Source organism: Paraburkholderia sp. BCC1886, assembly GCF_900996245.1.
In the GTDB taxonomy this organism is placed as follows: Bacteria; Pseudomonadota; Gammaproteobacteria; order Burkholderiales; family Burkholderiaceae; genus Paraburkholderia.
The window spans coordinates 350,936-372,856 of record NZ_CAAJGK010000052.1 but is presented as its reverse complement, the minus strand read 5'-3'; the positions used below and the strand labels follow the sequence as shown (position 1 = coordinate 372,856).

Here is a 21,921-nt window from a genome sequence, read left to right as displayed (position 1 = left end):
AACTCAGCACCTCATTTCCGCAAGTAAGCTGCCCCATTCTCCAACTTCACCACCTGTTGCACCCGCCCATGTCCTAGTGCCCGCGACACTCGCGCTCCGGCTTCAGCGCTCGTCCGCGTAAGCCCCTGCAACCGGCAAACCGCTTTTGAAATTCCATCCAGCGACGTTCCCCCTTGCTGGACCAGAACAAACACGGCCGTATTCCCGAGTTCTTCAAGACTAATCTCGTTGATAGCACGACGCGTTTCCGGGCTACTCGCCGGAACGCGAAATCCATCCCACGCATCCGGTTTTATCCGCTCCGGCCAATAAAAAGTCATGTTGCCATCCATCGTACGCGTCACGTCTTTCGGCACCAATCCACACAAATGAGCCTCGATACGACTACCCACTCTCGACAACCCCCAAGCTTGCGTTACCCGCCTGAACAAGATTGCCTGCGAAACCGGTCCTTCGGTTTCGATGACCTCGAGTAATTGACCGACCAGAGTCGATATCGACCGGCTTTCGTAGAAGAGATCCGGACTGCCTTTATCCAGGCTGACAAGTCTATATTCCCGCAACTGTGTAGTAGGCGCGGTCGCCTCAACATCCGCCTCAACAACCGATTCCCCGACCGGCTCAGATGCCGCATACATAGTATGCGACTCTTCCTCAGCTACTTCGGAAACCGCTGTCTCCACCTCAGGCACGACCGCCATTAAATCCTCAAGCCGTGCCAAAAGTTTCCGCATCGGTTCTTCCGGATTAAGCCACCAGTCCGTGGACCAGATCCGATGCAGCTTCCAGCCGAGCCCTTCCAGCACATGCTGACGGAGCCTGTCACGGTCGCGAGCCGTTGCGCCCGAGTGGTACATCGCGCCATCGCATTCGACGCCCAGCAGATACCGTCCGGGCGCACGCGGATCGACGACGCCAATGTCGATCCGGTATCCGGAGACGCCCACCTGTGGATGAACCGTCCACCCTTTCTCCCGAAGGACGGAAATCACTTGCCGTTCGAACGGACTATCGGGTTCACGTCCGGTCGGCATACTTTGCTCGACCAGCGCACGCGGACCTCGAATCGCAAACTCCAGATAGTTCTTCAGGTCGCGCACGCCGGCGGCCCGCACACGCGACAGATCAATCTGCTCGGGCAGCAGCGTGCTGAAAATTACTACACCGACACGCGCACGCGATACGGCCACGTTGAGACGCCGATGGCCCCCTTCCAGATTCAATGGCCCGAAATTAAGACTGACCTTCCCCGACGCATCCGGACCATAGGTCACTGAGAAGAAGATGATGTCGCGTTCATCCCCCTGCACGTTTTCCAGGTTCTTGATGAACAGCGGCTCCTGTGCGGTCTGCGCAATCGCCTGATCCAGCTGCTGCGACACGCGCCGGCGCTCGTCCAGCATTCGCTCAATCAGGCTTTGCTGCGCCTGGTTGAAAGTGACCACACCAAGCGTCAGATGTCGCTTCGCTGAATCGAGATAATGCCGTTCGATTGCCTTGACGATCGCATCGGCTTCCGCCCGATTGGTTCGGGAGCCGCCTCGGTCGTAGACGCCCTGCACACGCTCGAAATGCACACTCTGGTCGTTTGTCACGGGCGACGGGAACGTAACCAGCTCGTTGTCGTAGTACGTGACATTGCTAAACGTAATCAGCCCTTCATGCTTGCTCCGGTAGTGCCAGTTCAAGCGCAGTTCAGGCAGCCCGATACTAAGGCATTCATCCAGGATGCTCTCCAGATCCTGAACATCGTCACTGTCCACTCCATCCGCGGAGTCATCCGATCGGGCAAAGAAACTGGTTGGCGGCAACTGCTTCGGATCGCCGACGCAAACCAGCTGTTTGCCACGAGCAATGGCGCCGACGGCATCCCACACCGGAATCTGTGAGGCCTCGTCGAATATGACCACGTCGAACTGCGCATGCGATGCATCCAGATACTGGGCGACCGACAGCGGTGACATCAGCAGACAGGGTTTCAGCCGGGTCATTAGACTCGGCAGGTTTTGAACCAGTTGCCTGATCGGCATGTGCTTTCGCTGCTTCTGCAATTCACGGCGTAGCTTTCCAAGCTCGGAGTCGGCACCGGGCATGACCTCACCGCTCGCCGGAACCTGTCCCGCAAGCTTCGCAGCGATATATTGCTGCGTCAGCTTCTGGAACCGTTCGTCAGCCTCCTTGAACTCGGCAATCTTGCGATCATGCTCGGCGCTCGAGAAGTTGCAGAGCACGGGCTCCCGGTCGATCGCTTTGCGAAGCCACCAACTTTGGTAGCTGTATTCAAAGAATGTCGCGACATTCGACAATGGCGCCTCACCGGCCTCCAGTGCATCCACGATCCCCTGCAAACCGCTATCGATTGCAAGGGCGCGAGATTTCCTCCACAGGCACCACGGTTGCAACTGTCGGGAAGTGGCTTGCCATCCTTGAAGCAGGCTCGATAGCCGGGGAATCACGCCGGCGGCGGTGGGGTCGAGTCCGAGGTCGGCTTGACAATGACCCAGCTCGATGACCAGGCGGAGTTGCGTAACAACATCCCGATAGCGATCACGGTATGACAACACACTCGCGCCAAGCGGCATATCTGCCTTCAGCATGCTCCGGTTGTCGGCAACGAATAGCTGCAGCTTCCCACGCAGCGTCTGGAGCAAGTCGAGGTCGTGACCTGCGATCGACGTAACTGCGTCTGCGAACGACGTCGCCCACCGCTCGACGGACTCTACGGAGTTCCAGTCCGTCTTCGACGCGGTGAAGCCTTCCTGCAGCAGATGCGACGCATCGTGCGACATGGACTCGATCACCTTGTCCTCGGCATTCACCGTCGTCAATGCGCCAAGAACGCCTGGCACGTCCTCGTTGTGTGGCCGGCGCTGGTCCTGCCTATACGGACGCAATCGTGCCGTTACTGCGCGTTTCTCAATCAGGCTCTTCGGCCACCAGGTACTGGTCGCGGCGGTCCATTGCAACTTCAGCTCGGAAGCGTTCAGTGTGGCGATTTCGTCCACATAGTGTTCGCGCAACGGCTCCCACGCCAGATTGCGCGCCACGCCATGCTGCCGGAGATTCGCGAGCCGGTTTCGCGTGGACTCGTCGTGCGCTGACCGGGCCACCTCGACAGGGATAGTCGGCGCGGCAGAAAGCACGTCGGCCAGAACATCGAATTTGCCAAGTCCATTCAGCGAAAATGAAACGCTGGGAAGTCCTAGCTGGCTCAGCAGGCTCGAGGCGGACTCGGCCAGTTTTCTGATGTGGCTTTCGAGCGCTGCGACTGCGTCGAGAAACTGTTGCTGCCACGACGGCGTCCATTCGGTCTTCTGGATGCCAGCCAAAGGATGGTTCTGTAATCCGCTCAACTGACCGGCCAGCGCACCCATTTGACGGCAGGTCTCACGCAGTGCCTCGAGCTGGGCGCGGTCGTGTGCATCGGCATCGGCCCACGACATGGTAGCGGGCCGCATATCCGCGTGTTGCAAACTGGTTCCGATCGCCTCGTAAACGGTCAGGTCGTTCGCATAGACGCGATGCAACGCACGTGCGACTCCATTCAGGTCCCCGCGAAGTGCCAGCAGACGTTCGGATTCCCGCTCCCAGTCCTTCACTGTGCGGTCGCCTGCGGCATCCAGTGCAACCCCCAGTTGTTTCAGAACATCGGCCTTTTTTGCCTTGGACGAATGTAGTTCGAGACAGAACGGTCCGAGTCCGAGACGGCTAAGCCTGCGATGCACGACTTCGAGCGCCGCCATTTTCTCCGAGACGAACAGCACGGTCTTCCCGGTGGCGAGAAGATGAGCAATCAGGTTCGAGATCGTCTGACTCTTACCCGTTCCCGGTGGCCCTTCGATGACGAGATTCTGCCCTTCGGCAGCGACGCAAACCGCACGCAACTGTGACGAGTCCGACAACATCGGCGTGAACAGATCTTGAGGCCGGAACTTCTCATCCAGGGTGCTGGGTTCGAAACTTGTAGCGCTGTCGGCGAAAGCCTTGCCCGGATGGTTGACCAGATGAGCAACGACACTGTTTTCCTGAAGCTGCTTCTGGCGGTCGCGGAGGTCCTTCCACATCAGGTACTTCGTGAACGAGAAAATACCCAGATGAACCTGCTCCTTGACTTCCCAGCCCTTCAACTCGCCAACATGCAGACGGAAGGTCTGAAAAATCTGATCGACGTCGATACCGCGGTCGTCGGTGGGCAAGACATCGAACGACGGTAGCTTCAGGCTGAAATCCTGCTGAAGCTTTTGCAGCAAGGTCGGGTTAACAAGTGCGTCGTCGTCGTGGCGAGTCAGACGGAAGCCGTTGCGCACCGACTGCCGGGACAACGTCACGGGGATCAGCAGAATTGGCGCTAGATGGCTGGATTCGGCGTCCTTGCTCTCCTGCCATTCCAGCATCCCGAACGCCAGAAACAACGTATTGGCGCCACCTTCTTCCATTCCCGTACTCGCCGCACGGAATATTTCGAGGAGTCGACCTTCGAGCGCCTCGTCTTCGATGTCCGTGACGATTTCATTCCGCACAAGTGCGGTGGCCGCCAGGTCATCGGTAGCCTGCGTTCCGTTTCGGACCGCGTAGACATTGGCGTCGCGACCGTCCAGGCCGGACATCATCTTCGGCTTTGCACGGACCCGGAATTCGTTGCCGTCCGCAAGCCGGTCTTCCAGTGCGCCCGGGTCAGGGCAAATGACGCGCAGCGTGGTTTTAGTCGGCTTGAAGTTCAGCAGCTTGTTCCGAAGCGTCAAGTCGAGCAACTTGCTCTTCCACTTCGCGAGCCGTCCCTCCGGTGTGTCGGGTGTTGCGTCGTCGCGTAGCGGTATGACGACCGGGTCCAACGGCGGCAACTGCGGCACGTCCTCGACGACAGATGTCCCGGCTTTGGCGATCGCAACGGTCTGCTCATCGACATGCGATGAACGCGATGGGAGCGGGCGAATCTGCACTTCGCGGGCGCGCCGGATATCGACAACATACGCGAACGTCGCCTCGTCGTTGAGATGTTCCTCGCCACGAGTGCAGGCCCAGCGAAGCGAGGGCTTCTGACCGCCCGCTACGCCGGTGGTCTCGAAGACCATGAACTCGCCGGACTTGACCCGCTTACGCACCGCCTGAACGTCGTCCACCAATGCAGTCGGGAAACTGGCATCGATCAGCCAGACGCCAATCCACGCATGGCCCTCCTTGAACAGCACGACGGGATGCAGGCCGGCCTGTTCGAGGCACGACGCAAACAACATAGCGAGGTCCAGACAGGTCGCGAGCTTGCCATCCAGAATGCGCTCCGGCGTCCGGATTTTTTGACCGTCATTTCCGAAAGATGCCGGCGGGTTCGAATACTGAATGTCTTCGGCGACGATCGTGCTGTAGATGGCGGAAACCTGTTTCCACACCTTCTCGCGATTCCTGGACTGATAACCATCCATGGACAGGTCGGCCGACGTCTGGCGCAGCAGTCCAGAGGCGCGAGCAAGTAGCCTGTCCACGACCCGGGAATTGGGCATGCAAAACGCTGCTAAAAGCTCGGGCAAAGACCGCGTGCCCGCCCACTGGTCGTAGGCGAGTACATCGATGTTGTGGGTTGCGGTGACGAGTTCGACTTCCTCGGCCCGCAGGTTCGCCGTGATGACGGAACGCACCGACTCATCGAGTTGGCTTAGATAATGGTGATCCGGCCGGAGGTCGACAGGCGCAAGCCGCCGGATTTCCCCGGGCGCCAATTCTTCGAAACGGAAGCGGGCGCTCTCGGCAAAATCCGGGATACATTTGACGACCAGTTCGACATCGAGGAGCGTCGTGTCACCCTCGTTGGAGAACAGGATTTCCCGGATGAGAGGAACGTTGTTCTGGATCGCTGCGTAACCGATGGTCAGGTCGGCAATGACCTGAACGGAAAGTTTAAAATCAGCTTCTGCCACCCGATTCTGAACGTCGTCTGTTAGTTCTTGTGTCATCGCCCCGGTCCTTATTATTCGTGCTGGGTTCGACCCAGTCGCCTTCATTGTTGGTGATATCAACCAAGCTGAACCACGCTATTGATTGCGCTTCGCTCTTACTGCCGACCTTTTCGCAGGCAGTTTATTCTGTCTCCGCCCCTAGCGGTTGCCGGAAATTTCTCAAATTAATTCCTGACAATGGGATGTGAACAATCTCCCGATACACGTCGCGAATTCTCACGACTCAATTCTGGCAATTACGACGAATCGCCCAAAAGTGCCGTTAATGCGTAACGCATACAGCCGGTGATGCGAGCAGCGGACAATAGATATACTGCATATCGCAGATAGAAATATTACCGAAAATCGATCGGCAATTCAAAAACTGAAAAATATACCGGTTTAACAATTCATTTTTTCGATTTGATTGCGACAATCGTCTTACTTTTTGTATTATCCGAGAAGGTAGAATCGGAAGCGCCAGGGCATAACCAACGATCGTTTATGCGCGTCTAAGTCGATATTGCGGGGCATCGCCGACGGGTTGTCCAAGCTAATCAAATCATGCACCTCACGCACTGGATTAGAACCAGATCGCCAGGGACGGCCAACCGCAGTGTGCTGTCAATGGACCCGACAGAATTTGCCATCGTTTTGACGCAAACGAAAAAAGAAAGCGGAAAACCAGAGGACTCGCGATGAGCACGCAAGAAGGGGTAAGCGGCCTCGCAAGCGGATTAATGCAGCAGGACCGCTTGCTTAAACTTGATACGCCGCTAGGGGAAAACACGCTGGTACCTCAGCGTGTACTTGGCCGTTCGCGCATCGGCAGGCATTTTGAATTCACACTCGACGTAGCATCGATGTCGGGCAGCATTGAACTAAAAAAACTCATTGCCCAACCGATCACGCTGTGGATCCAGCAAGCGGACAAAACGTATCTGCCGCACAACGGCTATGTGCATACCGCGCGACGTCTGGGTTCAGATAGCGGCATGACGAGTTACCAACTGGGCTTCGCGTCATGGATGTACTTCCTGAAATTTCGTCGCGATCAGCGTATCTGGCAGGACAAAAGCGCCGACGAAATCGTTACTGACGTATTCAATACGCACCCTCAGGCGCAGGGAATGTTTCAGTTCGCGTTGTCCCAGCCGCTTCCTTCGCGATCTTATTGTCGTCAAGATGAAGACGATTGGAATTTCGTCCATCGGCTCCTGGAGTCGGAAGGTCTATTTGGCTTATGGCATCAGGCCCAGGACGGAAAGTCCCATACGCTGGTCATCACCGATCGGCTGGAAACAGCCAAAACCATGTCCCCGGAAACGGTCACGTTTTACCGCGCCGGGACGAGCAGCGAGACCGATGCGCTGACGCAGTGGTCAGGCACACGCACGCTACAAAGCACCACTCTCACTACCCGCACATTCGATTACAAAAGTCCGTCTACCCAGTTCAATCCCAAAGGCACGAACGTGCCAACAATGCCGAATCAGGGCGACTTACCGGACCAAGCGGAGGTTTATGAGTACACGGGGGCTTATACCTATCCGAAACAGGATCGGGGCGACCAGTTGTCCAAATTTCGAATGGAAGAATGGGAATCGCGCGCGAAGCGGTTTCACGGAGAGGGAGGTTTGCGTGGCATCGACGCCGGACTGCGCTTCACGCTAAGCGGTCATCCCGACCACGACCGCGACCCGGCCGCTGAAAAGGAATTTGTCGCGATCGAAACCGCTTGGGTAATCGAAAACAACGTGCCTATCGGCGGACCTGTCTCCGGCTTTCCGCACAGCTTGCAAGCGACCCTCGCTCAGGTACGTACGAGTCACACGGGCGCGACTACGTTCAACGTGTCGCATGCAGACGGATCGGACGGATTTTATCGAGTCCAGGTCGAGGCTCAGCGAACCACGGTTCCCTATCGCAGTCCGTTCGAGCACAGGAAACCGGAGACACACCTCGAATCGGCCATGGTCGTCGGCCCGAGCGGCGAGGAGGTCTACACCGATGAGCTCAATCGCATCAAGGTTCAGTTCATCTGGGACCGTTTGAATAGCGGCGATGAACAGGCATCGTGCTGGGTGCGCACTGCGCAGGCGGACACAGGCAGTGGTTACGGGGGCGTGCATATGCCGCGCGTCGGCGAAGAGGTCCTGGTCGACCATATAGGTGGCGATTGCGACCGGCCAGTAGTCATCTCGAGGCTCTATAACGGCACTGCGAAGCCGCAGTGGCACTCCAATGGTCTACTGTCCGGATATCGTTCGAAGGAATATGGCGGGACTGGCTACAACCAGATGGTCATGGACGACGCGACCGGCCAGAACCGCGTGCAGTTGTACAGCAGTAGCGCGAACTCTCAATTGCACCTTGGCTATCTCGTCCAGCACACCAGCAACGATCGGGGCGCATTCCTCGGCAGCGGCTTCGACCTCAAGTCAGATGCATACGGTGCGATTCGGGCTGGTCAAGGCCTCTATGTGTCGACCTATTCTGCGGCGGTCAATCAACCGCTCGACGTGAGTCAGGCCAACAAACAACTCGTCAGCGCGGAAAGCGTGGTCGAGATGTTGTCGGAGGCGAGCGCTGCGAACCAGGCCGAAAGCCTCGAAGACGGCCAGAACGCCTTGAAGAAGTTCACCGATGCAACGCAGTACACCACCTCCGGTAGCAGCGGATCAGGCGGACATACCGCAGGCGGGGGCACCGGCAATGCAAATGGCTTTTCTACGCCGATCATGCTGGTGGCAAGTCCCGCGGGGCTTGGCTTGTCGACCCAGGATTCGATGCAGATTACCGCGAATCAGCATGTCAACATGGTCAGCGGACAAAGTACGCACATCGCGACAGGCAAGTCGCTGATCGCGAGTGTGTCGGAGAAGATCAGTCTGTTCGTGCAGAACGCAGGCATGAAGCTATTCGCGGCGAAAGGAAAAATCGAGATCAAGGCGCAGAGCGACGAGATGACACTGGCGGCGCTCAAGGACCTCACGATTACCAGCACGGAGGGCAAGCTGGTTCTATCGGCCGACAAGGAAATCTGGATAGGCGCAGCCGGCTCGTACATCAGGATTACCGCAGACGGTATTGAGAACGGCACGCCCGGGAAAATCCTTGAAAAATGTGCTGCGTGGGATAAGCCAGGTCCGGCATCGATGCGCATTCCGTCGCCGCTTACCAGCGCGGTGAAAGGCTGTTCCTGGAAGACCGCGGCGGCGTCGGCAGACAGCGCGTCGAGTGTTGTTCTGGATTGAGGTAAACATGGAATCGTTGAACTATCGCAACGCAAGCGCTCCACGCGAGGAACCGGTTCGGACAGATTCCGCGGCCGAAGAGTCCGGCGTCGATCGGATGATGAGCAACCTGAAGGCTTACTTCCGTCAACGTCCTGAACTGAATTGTCTAGTCGTCATCGACCCAAGCCGGGCTGGCTTACCAGAAAGTCTCGAAGAAACGACAGCGGTAGCGGATTTGCCGCACGCCGTCGTTACCGTTGCACACGAGGCGTACCCCGACGAGCATCGTCCATATCTGGTTCAACTTGATCTCGGTACGTCAGTTGGCATGGAATGGCTGGCAGAAAGTGTACGACTTGCATTTGAAGACCGGCACCCGGAATCCGTCGCCCAAGGACTGGGACAGCGTATCGGCGGATGGCTGGCGACTTCGAGTCCGGCCGACGCCGTCGCCGCGCACTGGTCGCAACATGTTTTGCAGACGGACGATCGGGGTCGGCAATGCGCATTGCGGTTCTATGACTCGCGCGCACTCGGTCTTTTGTGGCCAATGTTGTTATCGGAGCAGCGGCAGGCGTTGTTGGGACCGGTGAGCGCGTGGCACGCAATTGATGCGTGCGCCAGACCCTGCATTTACACGAACAAGACCCGAGCAGCATCGAGCCTTGGGTTGACGGGGGAGCAATGGAGATCGATTCACCGCCACGGACTGATCAATCGCGCACTTGGGATACACATGCTGAACACAGGAAGACAACCCGAACCGCATGACGTCGAAGCTGCGGTGGCGAGCGCGGCGCGCGCGGATCAGTATGGGTTGGTTGACCGCGACGACAAAGTTGCTTTCATCGGTCATTCTTTAGCATGGCACCCGCAATTCGACCGCCATCCCAAAGTGCAGCGGGCGCTCCGTCAGATGAATCCGGATGATTTCTATACTGCGGCAGTCGGCGAGTTAGGCAAGGACGAGATCGAAGAGATTCGTCGCGGAGACTGGGCGAATGAAAAGTCGCTTGCCGTTACCACAAGATGAGCGACGAGCATCCATTTAAGCGTCATTGCAGACTTGATTTTTTAAGCGCGATTGAATCCCGTCGCAGCGCAGCTTACGGCAGACAAGGAATTCGGTTCATGATGAATCTCATTCGCCTGGATGACGATACCGATCACGGTGGCAAAGTCATTACCGCATCGAAAACTATGTCTTTTGGCGGCCGCTTCGTTGCTCGAAAGGGCGATGAAGTGTCTTGTCCAAAGCACGCTGACGTTAAACCCAATGTCATTGTCGACGGCGATTCGTCCATGACCGACAACGGCACACCCGTTGCGCGACACGGTGATACGGCCACATGCGGATGCAAGCTGATAACTAGTCTCGTATAGATATCGAAGCGAAGCGTCATGGGATAGGACAGCTTACGCGAGATATTGATCGGCAACGCGTTCAACAATCGAATACAAAAAATTATCATGGCGACAACCGAACAAAAATGCGGTAACTGCGAAAAGACAGGTTTGCCGATTCTGCCGGTGAGGTACGCCGTATTGCCGCAGACAGTCAACGCCAAGCTACCGGGTGGCATCAGCGGTAAAAGTGTGACGGATGTTGCACTATCTTCGCATCATTACGGTTTGCGTACCTTACGTGAGGGCTGGCTATATCTGTTCTACGTAAAGGGCGCGCGCGGCGGTAACTATTGGGAAGCCTACAAGGTGACCGAGGACGGACGGCTCTGGAAGCAGACGCTGCCTCTGCCGACTGCGCCCGTGACTCATCCGGCGTGCGCGCAAAAAAGTATCGCAGTAGCGATGGACATCATCGCAATTGAACACCCGGAGAAATGCGGCGATGTTTATATCGCTTTCTCCGAATACGGATGGCACAAAGACATCTTCAAACTGTATGCAGGTGACGCCGCACTTCGCAAGAAACGGATGCAACGCATCGAACCCGCGAAGTGGATTACGGGTGCAGCAGACGAGCACGCTTCCGTCGCAACGGAGCAAAGTATCGATGATGTCATTGAATACATGCCCGGCTTTGATCCGAAGCTGCTCCAACTACCGAAACAGCGAGTCAGCAATCCGGATGGAAGCTTCAATGCGCAGATATTGAAGCATGAAGCGACGCGTTATCCACTGCATGTACGTCAGGCGACTCCATCCTCAGCGAGTGCTGCGCTTGTGAAACTGATGGGCGACGTGGGCGAGAAAAGCGGCGGCAAACACCATCCTCCTATGTTGCTGGCGTTATGGGATGGGATCGGAAACGTACACGAACTTAACGGCTATCGGAATGACGCCGCTGTCATGATGATGCGCTACGTGCAAGAGCTTCCGAAGGAAATTGATGCCTTGCGGTCGATCGACGCGGCGGAAATCGCGGTTAAAAACGGCGCCGTCTCATCGAAGAGCCGGTGGCGTTCGGCGCTACAGGCTGGCTGGGAAGGCATGATTAACTCCCCAGGTGCGATGGACGGCATCGTTACTATTCCAACCGATGAGCAGGAAGCGGCGTCGCAAAAGCGAATCGAAGAGGCTGGCAAGATTAGCCCCACAGAGGCCAAAAAAATCGGCGAGGAAGAGTGGCCGAAATATTATGAAAAACTCAATCCATCGAAATTCAAGAAATTCCAGTCATCGTTCAGTTCGATGCAGACCACTGTCGACCAGGTGCAGGCGAGCCGCACTGCGGATGTCGCCGCATGGCTAAAAGCCCCACTGTTGCTTGCGACCCTGCATGATTATCACGAAGACGACGTCGCTAATGGCAAAGCATTTGAAGGGGTGGTCAACGAGGCCATCAACGGCTTGCCCTCGGAAGACAAGGGAGCGCAGGTCGTGGTCGACCTCGTCAACAATATGGACCCGACCCAGCCGACCAGTCTTGTGTGGCGCGCTTTCGCGTTCAACCAGAAACAGCCGAAGATAGAGATCAAGGAATTGCTCGCTAGCGCGACGACCTATAAAGCGACCCACGCGGAAGAGGTTGCTGAAATTCTCGAGAAGATCGCAAAGCCTCTTGAAAAGCTCAAAACGTTTGTCGAATTTCGCGAGAAGATGGGAGAAGTCAAGGAGCATGAGTATGCGGTCTCTGCTACGGAGCGAGCGGCAAAAAACCTTCATGTCGACCGGCTTAGCATTACGATCGCCAATGCACTTTTTAAGTGGACAGGGATGGGCAAAGTCAGCGACTGCGCGGGGGCGTACCTGATTCGGGGTGCGTTGATGCTGCGAATCGGTATAAGCAGGACGGATACGCTGGGCCTGATTAAAGAGTCGGCGAACGTTGAGCCAAAACTACGCGCGAAGTTGGAGAGTGGCTATAAAGCGCTGCGCGCCAAAGGCGTTAAAGCCGCCGACGCTTACGCGCAGACACTCGAGACTCTCGCATCGGACGAGAAAGGTCTGGTGCTTCGCGCGAAGTGGAATGCAGTCAGGCTAACAAGCGAAGGGGCGGAGGCGGCCACAGGTATCCGTATCGGCGGCACGCTGGCGATCATCGAACTGTTCTGCTTCGGTGCGAGCCTGGCCAAGGTCGATAAAAACGGAGAAGACTACGCAATGCTTGTTGCGAGCGGCTTTTCAGCTTCGTCCGCCTGTCTCCAGGCATCGAGCAAAGCGATGGCAGCAATGGCAAAGGATGCGGCTCAGACGGTCGCTAATCTAAAGGCTATTACGGGTTATTTTGGCGGCGCATCTGCTGCGATTGGTGCGTTTTTTGATGCGAGGAAAGGTGCAGAACAGGCTGGAAACGGCAAAGGCGGCATGGCCGCGCTGTACTTCGTCAAGAGCGCTTTAGGATTTGCCGGCTCCGCCGCCAACCTTCTGACCGCTCTATCATCGAGTGCGCCCATGATTGCCCGATTGACCGGGGGGCGTGGAGTCGCGTGGTTAGGCAAGACTAACGCAGGACTAGCGGGGGCAGCAGCAAGATCTGGCAGTCTCGCTACTGCCGCGGAGGAAGGTACGACTGCAGCGGCTCGAGCGGCCGCGGCTAACGCTGCAGGTAGGGAAGCAGTCGGCGTTGCGGCTGGCGAAGTAGTCGTCACAGTCGGTGAACGCGGCGCGTTGCTAATGCTAGGACGGGTTGCTCTCTTCATGGCCGGGTGGGAAGTAGCTGTGGTAATAACACTGATCCAGGTTCTGATCTGGTACTTCTCCGATAACGATTTGCAGACTTGGTTTGAGAAGTGTACGTTTGGCAAGTCTCCAAATAGTCCTCCATGGGAGGCCGGTAAACAGCACGAAGAGTTCGAGAAGGCGCTTAAAGGCGTAGGGCTAGAGGCAACTGAGGGTTCGGAATGAAAAACGAAATAACAGCAGCATCGCCTACGCAGTTACTGCGCGGACGGATCACCAATTTACGCAAAGCACGCCGTAATCAGGATTTTTTCTTCACGGAGACAGACCGGAATAAAATGGGCGCAACGGCAATTGCTGCAGGACTAGCTGGGCTAGGTGGTATTGCTGTTGGTCTCAGCGGAATGGCAATGGATACCACTGAGGAAGCCGACTTACTTGAATTCGATCTGGAGGGAAAGCCGGTCAAGGCTTGGGTGTGGGAGTCTGTCTTCAACGAAAACGACGAAGTGCAAGTCGTCGCCGAGCAGTGGGGCGACCATTGGCAGGGATACGGCATACGGCGAATTGACGACAAAATTGTCGCTTTACATCCCCACTGTTGCAGAGGTCGATATGCCCACTACAAAGTCAGTCTGAGAATATGGTTAAAAGTCTGCTTGCCTCTCCTGTTGTTTATGTATGTCTTAACCGGCGGCATCGCTTTTTTTGAATCGCTGCACAACTGGATGGGTATCTTTCAGATGTGGGTTTTGGGAGGGGCTGGACTCCTGGCAATTTTGGGTGTCATCGGCTTCCGGATGTCCCGCAAGTTTATGGGCTTTGTGAGCCTCGCAGAGGGCATTTTCCAAGGCTTCGGCTGGAGTGACGTCAAGAACATCGATCTACCGGCCATCACCAAGAAAAACAAGACATCGAGTGATCCTGGGGTGTTAGGCGTTCTTTACTTTCGATACTAAAAGGCAATGGACTGTCGGGGATGGACAAACAAAATTGCATAATTCAAGCCCACGGAGGGCCAGGTTCGTCGCCCTGCAAGTCGTCCTGTCACTGCTAGTCCTTCTGCTGCCAGTGATCGCGTACGACAGGCTAGCTGTATCGTCATTCGGCACTCGCGCCCACGTGTGAAGTTATCTCTTCCGTAAATTCATCGGACCACTTCTTGTCCTTAACGAGCGAAAAAACCAACAGTTTCCGCTGGCCATGTCGTGTCGGATTGATCGTTGTAAAGGTGTCGATCTTTTCGTCCATGTGTCTGATAGGACCGGCACCTCCGATCTCGTATCTGACAATACCCACCATACACTTTTGATCCGCTTCGAGGATGATTCGAGCATTTCCGCTGCTATAGCCGGACATTGGGAGGGCGATCTGATCAAGGGGGCGGGCAACCGTTCAGCAGTGGGCACACTGATCAATCGCAGCACGCTGTTCGTGATGCTGGTGAAGATGGAAGATAGCACTGCTGAGGCTGCGCTGAAGGCTTACAGCGCGGCGTTTGCACCGCTGGTCCGCAGTTGCTGAAGACGCTGACCTACGATCAGGGCAAGGAAATGGCGCTACACAGGAAGCTGGCCGAGACAACTGGTATCAAGGTGTATTTCTGTGACCCGCATAGCCCCTGGCAACGCGGTATGTGCGAGAACATCAACGGGCTGCTGCGCCTGTTCCGATAACCGGATGACGCAATGCTTACCGAAACAGAATCGAAAGCATCTACAAATTTGCTGCGGGGACGCATAACCCATCTTCGTCGCTCGAGACGCAGCCAGGACTTTTTCTTTACCGATGCCGATCGAAAGAAAATGGAAGCAACCGCCATTGCTGCGGGGCTAGCCGGGTTGGGCGGCATTTCTGTCGGCCTGGGTGGCATGGCAATGGATACGACCGAGGAAGCTGACTTACTCGAATTCGATCTCGATGGTAAGCCCATCAAGGCATGGGTCTGGCAGTCCGTTTTCAACGAAGATGACGAAGTGGAAGTCGTTGCCGAGCAGTGGGGTGACCATTGGCAGGGATATGGCATACGACGGATCAGCGATCAAATTGTCGCACTGCATCCGCATTGCAGTCGCGGCAGATCCGCGCACTACAAAATGTCGTTGAAGCTATGGTTGAAAAGCTGTTTGCCCCTTCTTCTGTTTATGTACATTCTGACCGGTTCGATAGCTTTCTTCGACCCGCTGCATAACTGGGCAAATCTGGTCATAGTGTGGCTTATAGGCGGCTCTTGCGTGATGGTGATATCGGGCCTGATTGCTTTCCGGATGTCACGCAAATTCATGGGTTTTGTCGAACTCGCCGAGGGTATCTTTCGCGGCTTCGGCTGGAGCGACGTCAGGAACATCGATCTGCCGGCCATCACCAGGAAAAGCAAAACGGCGAATGACCCCGGCGCCTTAGGCGTTCTTTACTTCCGATACTGAGGAAGCCATGGAGTGATTCCTGGTCAATCCGTATACCTGTTCGGGCGCGCCTTCTTCGTTTCTCGCTGCAGCCAGGATCGCTCTTACCCTCATCGTCGCTCGACCTCGATTCGCGCATGACGAAACAACAACGTAGTCAGGGTCGCGATGAAACACGTACCAACAATTGCTTCTAATCAAGTGCAATATTCGTGTCCTAGCCCTATTCAAATATCGACGCCACATAAATCGTGGCCCAGTCTGGTTTTATACTGATCGCCGTCCCAAGCGACCAGCCACAAGCCACATCAATGAAGCGCCAGAACGACGCAGTATGGGCAATGGCAAAAAGAACCGCCCCCCCTGAACCTGTTGCTTCCCGGACTGGGTGCTGGCGTTTCTTATGCAGCCTATACCGAGGACCTCGCGGTATCCGGATGGCCATGGAAAATCGGCGTATTCGTGACCTTGGTCTGCTTTTCCATTCCATTCATCGTCGCACTGCTCTACCGCCGATCGAACTTGATGTGGGTATGCGGTGTGATTCTGACAACCTCGATGTTCTCCCTTTATTATTTCTTCGGCATTTTTGCTTACTTCTGCTATTTCATATTTGCGCCGCTTCCACTAATGGTGCAGTCCATAGCACTGCTGGGAGGCACCTTACTGACGCTCTATTGGGGAGTTATATCCACGGGGACAGTCAAGCACCTGATCAACCGGACACCGTTCGTAAAAAAGGCATTCGACGAAGAGGAAACGCACTTTACCTACAGGATGCAAGCCGGGACGGCACTCTGCGAGCGCCTGTTGAAAGAGCGTTCGCCATTTCCGAAAATCTATGTTTATTTCGCTTATGGCGTTGCGCCATTCAGCCTGATAGGCGCCCGCCTGCTTTCATCGAGCTTCGGGACGAACGGACTGCTGTTTTTCCTCGCGGTGTTGGGCATGCCCATGTCCTTGTGGTCCGCCGGCCTGCTTGCCCGTGTATTCCTCATGTATATAGTCTTGCCAAAAACGCTTGAAAAAGACCGCGACAAGCCGGTAGTGGTCGCCGAGTGAGCAGAAGCGAAACACCCTCTCACCCCCTTCCCAACGCCCGCTCCACCCACCCAAACCCAACCCGTTCCTGCTCCAACCTTATATTCGCGCGCAACCGGTTATCCCTCAAATCGTCGTAAAGCGCCCGTTCGGCCTGCGTAAGCCGGGGCAAATCCCGCACCGTCTGCTTCTCCTCGCGATCCCATAAAGAAGCAAACGCCATCAGCGTTTCCCGATCCATCAGAAACGACTCGACATGCCCGAGCAGGCCACGCAACTGATCGAGAATCGCGAACCCATGCGTATCGATATCTCCCCAGTAAAAAACCCGCCGCTCGACAAGCCACGATGCCCCAGCCAGCATCTCGAACCCATAACCGGCACCGAATACGACCATGCTGTCTGCGACCGCGGGAAACGCCAGGAAGTTGACCTCATTTTCCGTGATGAACACGCGACTAACATCAGGATCGAGTCGCGCAAAACTCACGGCATCCAACGTAATATCCTGTTCCGTCGTCCCCGGCTGAAATAGCGCCTTGCTGGCGTCCAGCATGCGAAACCGTATTCGCAGCGGTTTATCCCTGAACCCATACCGCAGCGAGAACTGGCTTGAACCAGAGCGCTCGGCATCGACCGCTTCGCCGGGCAAAATCAACTCGAACAATTCCGCCAGTACGCTCCGCTGGCTTTCGATGAACTTGGTATGCACATCGGCAATATCGATCTGCCGTAAATAAACGTTAGGACGTGGATGCCGCTCTATCCACGCGCAAACATCGAGCATACGTTCCCATATCCCCGCCAATTCGAGCGCTCGCAGCGGTTTTCTCGCGAGCCATGGAACCAGCCGTGGCTCGCGCGCATTCGTCATGCTCAGCAGCGCGGCGAATCTCGCCGCATCGCGTTGCTTCCCGATTAGCGCGACCGCCTCATCGAAGCTATCCACCCACGCCTCATTGGGAAGCGCATTCGCACCAAAAACCCGATGCCGGAACTCGCGCATTTCCACCCGGCAATGGGGCATGCCCCGCAGCGAGCCGCTCCACTCGCGTACTTCGTCGAAACGTTCCGCGATTTCCATGGAGGTCGGTCCTTTCAGCACAAGCCGCTTTGGAAACGAACTCGATTCCAATGCGAGATTACCGAGCAATTCGCCACGTTCCCAAAGCCGGTTCACCTGTGCGCGCAGTTCATCCGGTGTCGTCCAGCTCACGACTCACTCCTGCCTTTCTCTTCCCGATACGCTTCGATCGAAAGATTGCGCAAGCGCGAATGCCGCCCTTCCTTGTTATCGACAAAACCCACGCTGCTGACAAACGGCTCGATGATATAAATCTTCTGCAATGGCGTGACAATCAGCAATTGCAGATTCAGTTGCGCAAACAACTGCAAGCCATAGCGCGCCGATTCATCGGAGCCTCGCCCGAACGCCTCGTCGATCACCACGAAACGGAACGAACGCGAACGCACGGCCCCCCATTCGAGACCGAACTGGTACGCAAGGCTCGCGGCCAGAATCGTATAGGCAAGTTTCTCTTTTTGACCGCCGGACTTACCGCCCGAATCCGAATAGTGCTCGTGTTCGCTGTCGTCGTGACGCCACCGCTCGCTCGCCGCGAAGGTGAACCAGTTACGGACGTCCGTGACCTTGACCGACCAGCGTCGATCCTGCTCGGTCAGCCCTTCGCGTCCGCGAAACCGCTCGATGATCAGTTTGACCTGAAGAAACTTGGCCTCCGAGTACTGCACATCGTCGGAGCCTGTGAGCGTGCCTTCGGTACACGACCGCAGGTCGCTCTGGAAGTCACGAATCTCGGCGTCCTGACTCAACTGGGCTTCGAGCACGATATAGCGCCCCGAGTTGTAGTCGATCTTCGTCAACGACTGGTTGATCACGTCGATACGCTCACGTATCGTCTCGCGTTCCCGAGCCAGTTGGGACTGAAAATTAGCGACCTCGCGAATGGTGTTCTCGTTAAGGAGGTCCTTGAAGCGCGCTTCGAAACGCGGCAGATCGTCGGCTTCCAGCGTGGCAAGCATCGCGCGATACTCGTCGGCGGCATCAATGGCGACATCGACCTCTTGAGTCTCGAGCGGGAACGCCTCGCGATATCCACGCATCGCATCGATGATCTTGTCGCGTTGGCGCGCGACTTTCTTCTCTTCAGCGTCGATATTCTCCTGCAGCCACCTGCGCAGATCGCTTTCACGGTTGTCACACGATTCGACGGTTAACTGATGTTTGCCGAGCACCTCGGGCCAAAGCGTCTGGAGACGCGGAAAACAGGCTGCGTGAATACTGTAGGTCGCGTCGTCGAGGATCGTGCGAGTCTGGGCATGCAGATCGCCGGTGATACTTTGTCGCTCTTCGGTACGAGTGCGATCGGCCTTATGTTCGTCGAGCTTCTTTTCCGTTTCGGCGAGCGCGGCACTCATCTGATTCAGCCGCCCGGTCAATTGCTGGAGCAAATCGGAAGCGGATTCGAGACCTGCTTTCTCGTCTCGTAACCCGGCGACCTCCGCGGCGAGCGAGCGCCAGTCGAGCGCACGATAATCACCCTGTTCGGTCAGCAACGAAAGCGCGTTGAGACGTTCCTTCAGTGCAAGCTGCTGCGCGTGAATCCCGCCTATCCGTGCGCCGAGATTGCCCAGATGCGCGGCAAGCTGCGTTGACTGCGCTTCCAGCGCTTCGATCTTTGCGGTGTTGGTCCAACCGAGCACATAGCGTCGGCGATCATCCAGCCGGTGACGATCGTCCTTTTCATGACGCTCGCCCGGCGCCTTGATCTGTCCGGTTCGCGTGATGGCGCGCATCTCGCGCCGGAATTGTTCGCGAGTGTCGCAGCACGCCACGTCGAAGCGATGCGCCACCTCCTGCTCCAGCCACTCGTAAAACGGCGAATCCGGTTTGACGGAAATCTTGCGAGCCAGCGAATCGCGGTGCAATTCGGTCCGATCGCGTCTTGCCGACGGACGGACCCGAAAATAAACCAGCCGCCCCTTGAGATGCGTTCGATCGACCCACTCGGTGACAGCGGCATAGTGCTCATCGGCGACGAGTAACGACAGGCCGAAGGTTCGCAGCAGACGTTCGGCGGCGCCTTCCCAATCCTGCTCGCTTTCCCGCACTTGCAGCAACTCGCCTGCAAAGCTCAGGCTGGCTTCGGGCAGACCGAGCGCAGTGCACAGCGCGGTGCGCATCGCGATCTGTTCCGCCGGAATATTGCTGCGCCGGCTCTTCAGGCTCTCGATCTCGGCCAGCAGCGCTTCATGCTCTTTTTTGCCGGTGTGAAAGTCGACACTCTGTTCGGTTAGCTCGTTCTGCAATCCCGCGTCGTCCGACTGAGCCTGCTCGGTCAGTTCGGGCAAACGTCGGCGGAGTGCCAGAAAACCGTTTTCGTCCTGTGCCAGCGTTTCGCCGACAATCTTCGCGAGCCCCTCATAGCGCTGTGCTTTCTGCTTACGCTCGATGCACTCGCGGTCTTTCGACTCGATCTCCGCTCCGAGCCGCTCGAGCCGGTCTCCACCGTTATCGGCGATATTGCGCCGCAACTCGGCTTCCTGGACTCTTTGAGCCGTACGAGCAGTCTCGAGCCGTCCAACATGCGCGTTTTGCCGCTCCCACTCGGCGGCAAGATTCTCGATACGCTTATCGAGTAAGCCCAGTTTCAACTCGGCGGCATACGATCGGAGCGCATCACGGCTAGCGCGGAAATCGTCGACTTGCGAAACGAGCAGCGCATGCCGCTCGCAATCTTCGACGAGCGGGCCGAGCCGCGCCATCTGACGCTTGGCCTTCAGCACGGCTTCATGCGCACGGTTCAGGTCGTCGAAGTGCCCGATCAGCGCGGTGACACGTGGCCCGACGTCGAACGGTTCGAGCATGTGGCTGCGGACGAAATCAGTCAGGTTGCCGACCGATTTCATCGACACGGTCTGATGGAATAACTCCAGAGCCTGATCGTTCTCGATCCCGAACCGGCGCCTGAACCACGCGCCGTAATGCGCAAAGCTATCGAACAGCTCGGCCCCGCCTGACCGAAGTTTTTTCCGAAGGTTGGCGATGTCCGGGCCGAAGCCGGCGAAATCCTCCGCGATCGACAACGCGCGTTCCGCACCGACGAACAGTCGCGCGGGTTGCCCATGCGGTTCTTTCATCCAGAACACCTGGGCGAGCGTAATGGTCTGGTCGTAGCCGGCATTGTGGAAGCGACCCAGAATCACTGAATAGCTGTTGTGATCGCGCAAGGCAACGGCCTTCGCCGCGCCGCTGGTTTCGTTGCGTTCGGACTTGTAATGGCCGAGCACGTAAGAGCGCAACGAGCGCTCCTTGTTCTCGGCGCCGGCCGCTTTGTTGTAAGCGATACGATGCGCGGGCACTAGCAGGGTCGTGACGGCGTCCACGAGCGTCGACTTGCCGGAGCCGATGTCGCCGGTCAGCAACGCATTTTTTCCATCGGGCTTGAGCGTCCAGATGCGGCCGTCGAACGTGCCCCAGTTGAAGACTTCGAGTTGATGCAGACGGAAACCGGACAGCGTGTCGTCACCGACGAAGTCGAGTGCGGGGATGTGCATGTCAGTCATTGCCGCCCTCCGCTGCGCCGCCGAGCTGCTGGCGATAAGCGCCGAGCCGCGCGTCGAAATCCGCGAGCCATTGTGCGTCGACAAACGCCTTCAGAATACGCTGCACTTCGAATACGCCGGCTTTTCCGTCGCGTTGTCCCGCAGCAGGTTTGAGTTTGCGCATGAAGCCGAGATCGACAATCTTGTTGATATGCGTGTCGATCTGATCGGCCAGCTTCGCTTCGTTGCTGCCCGCTGGCATGAAGACCCGGATCGCGTCGACGATCTGCTCGCGCGAAAGAATGAGGCGGGTATCGGCGCCGCTGGCATCGGACTCCGCAAGCTTCTTGCGCAGCAAGGCCAGTAGCAGGCTGACCGGGAACGACAGTGGGCGTCTCGCCATCAGTCTTGGTAACGCGGGCGTTTCCTCGTCGTGCGCCGTGCGGGAACGCAGGAACGCGTAGCCTTCGGCTTCGTCCAGCACCAGCTCGAGATTCAGTACGATGACGTAGTCGCGGACGCGGGCTTGCAGATCGAGCAGCGCGCCCCAAAGCGCCGTATCCGACTCCCTGTAGATCACGCCTTTGAGCAAGGGGATGAGCAGACTCGACAAATCGTGCGTGGACGGCGTGGCGTCCTGTTCTGTTTCCAGCATTC

Annotated in this window: 11 protein-coding genes and 1 pseudogene; 8 read left to right on the top strand and 4 right to left on the bottom strand. The window is 56.9% G+C overall.

The features are described from left to right. Positions 1 to 11: 11 nt before the first annotated feature. On the bottom strand, positions 12 to 5,948 hold the full coding sequence (locus FQ746_RS19790; RefSeq protein WP_144111325.1) for a DUF3320 domain-containing protein: 5,937 nt from the start codon (positions 5,946 to 5,948) through the stop codon (positions 12 to 14). Between the two features lie 680 nt (positions 5,949 to 6,628). On the opposite strand from FQ746_RS19790, the gene FQ746_RS19785 reads away from it, so the two are divergent. The 8 genes and pseudogenes from FQ746_RS19785 to FQ746_RS19750 all read left to right on the top strand — a co-directional run bounded on the left by FQ746_RS19785 (position 6,629) and on the right by FQ746_RS19750 (position 16,719). Further along, the gene (locus tag FQ746_RS19785; RefSeq protein ID WP_144111324.1) at positions 6,629 to 9,187 is read left to right on the top strand and encodes a type VI secretion system Vgr family protein; all 2,559 of its coding nucleotides are present in this window, start codon (positions 6,629 to 6,631) and stop codon (positions 9,185 to 9,187) included. Between the two features lie 7 nt (positions 9,188 to 9,194). After that, positions 9,195 to 10,202: a DUF4123 domain-containing protein gene (locus FQ746_RS19780; RefSeq protein WP_144111323.1), complete on the top strand. Its 1,008-nt coding sequence runs from the start codon at positions 9,195 to 9,197 to the stop codon at positions 10,200 to 10,202. A 98-nt stretch (positions 10,203 to 10,300) separates the two neighbouring features. Next, the gene (locus FQ746_RS19775; RefSeq protein ID WP_144111322.1) at positions 10,301 to 10,552 is read left to right on the top strand and encodes a PAAR domain-containing protein; all 252 of its coding nucleotides are present in this window, start codon (positions 10,301 to 10,303) and stop codon (positions 10,550 to 10,552) included. Positions 10,553 to 10,639: 87 nt separating this feature from the next. After that, positions 10,640 to 13,477, top strand: a complete 2,838-nt coding sequence (locus FQ746_RS19770; protein WP_144111321.1) for a T6SS effector BTH_I2691 family protein — start codon at positions 10,640 to 10,642, stop codon at positions 13,475 to 13,477. Next, entirely contained in the window at positions 13,474 to 14,211 is a 738-nt protein-coding gene (locus tag FQ746_RS19765; protein ID WP_144111320.1) for a putative type VI secretion system effector, read from the top strand. The genes FQ746_RS19770 and FQ746_RS19765 overlap by 4 nt, the downstream gene beginning before the upstream one ends. A gap of 388 nt (positions 14,212 to 14,599) precedes the next feature. Further along, a pseudogene (locus FQ746_RS35605) lies at positions 14,600 to 14,922 on the top strand (IS30 family transposase); the annotation flags it as partial. A gap of 18 nt (positions 14,923 to 14,940) precedes the next feature. Next, positions 14,941 to 15,678, top strand: coding sequence for a putative type VI secretion system effector (locus FQ746_RS19755; protein WP_144111319.1), 738 nt, complete (start codon positions 14,941 to 14,943; stop codon positions 15,676 to 15,678). A gap of 351 nt (positions 15,679 to 16,029) precedes the next feature. Then, the gene (locus tag FQ746_RS19750) at positions 16,030 to 16,719 is read left to right on the top strand and encodes a hypothetical protein (protein ID WP_260854105.1); all 690 of its coding nucleotides are present in this window, start codon (positions 16,030 to 16,032) and stop codon (positions 16,717 to 16,719) included. Positions 16,720 to 16,738: 19 nt separating this feature from the next. Here FQ746_RS19750 and FQ746_RS19745 read toward each other — a convergent pair whose 3' ends face one another. From FQ746_RS19745 to FQ746_RS19735, 3 genes are read right to left on the bottom strand one after another with little or no spacing between them, the layout of a single operon-like run. Then, on the bottom strand, positions 16,739 to 17,914 hold the full coding sequence (locus FQ746_RS19745) for a Wadjet anti-phage system protein JetD domain-containing protein (protein WP_144111318.1): 1,176 nt from the start codon (positions 17,912 to 17,914) through the stop codon (positions 16,739 to 16,741). Then, a complete protein-coding gene (locus FQ746_RS19740) occupies positions 17,911 to 21,285 on the bottom strand; it encodes an ATP-binding protein (protein WP_144111317.1) in 3,375 nt (1,124 codons plus the stop codon). The genes FQ746_RS19745 and FQ746_RS19740 overlap by 4 nt, the downstream gene beginning before the upstream one ends. After that, positions 21,278 to 21,919, bottom strand: a complete 642-nt coding sequence (locus FQ746_RS19735) for a DUF4194 domain-containing protein (RefSeq protein ID WP_409932410.1) — start codon at positions 21,917 to 21,919, stop codon at positions 21,278 to 21,280. Before FQ746_RS19735 ends, FQ746_RS19740 begins: the two co-directional genes overlap by 8 nt. Positions 21,920 to 21,921 lie beyond the last annotated feature (2 nt).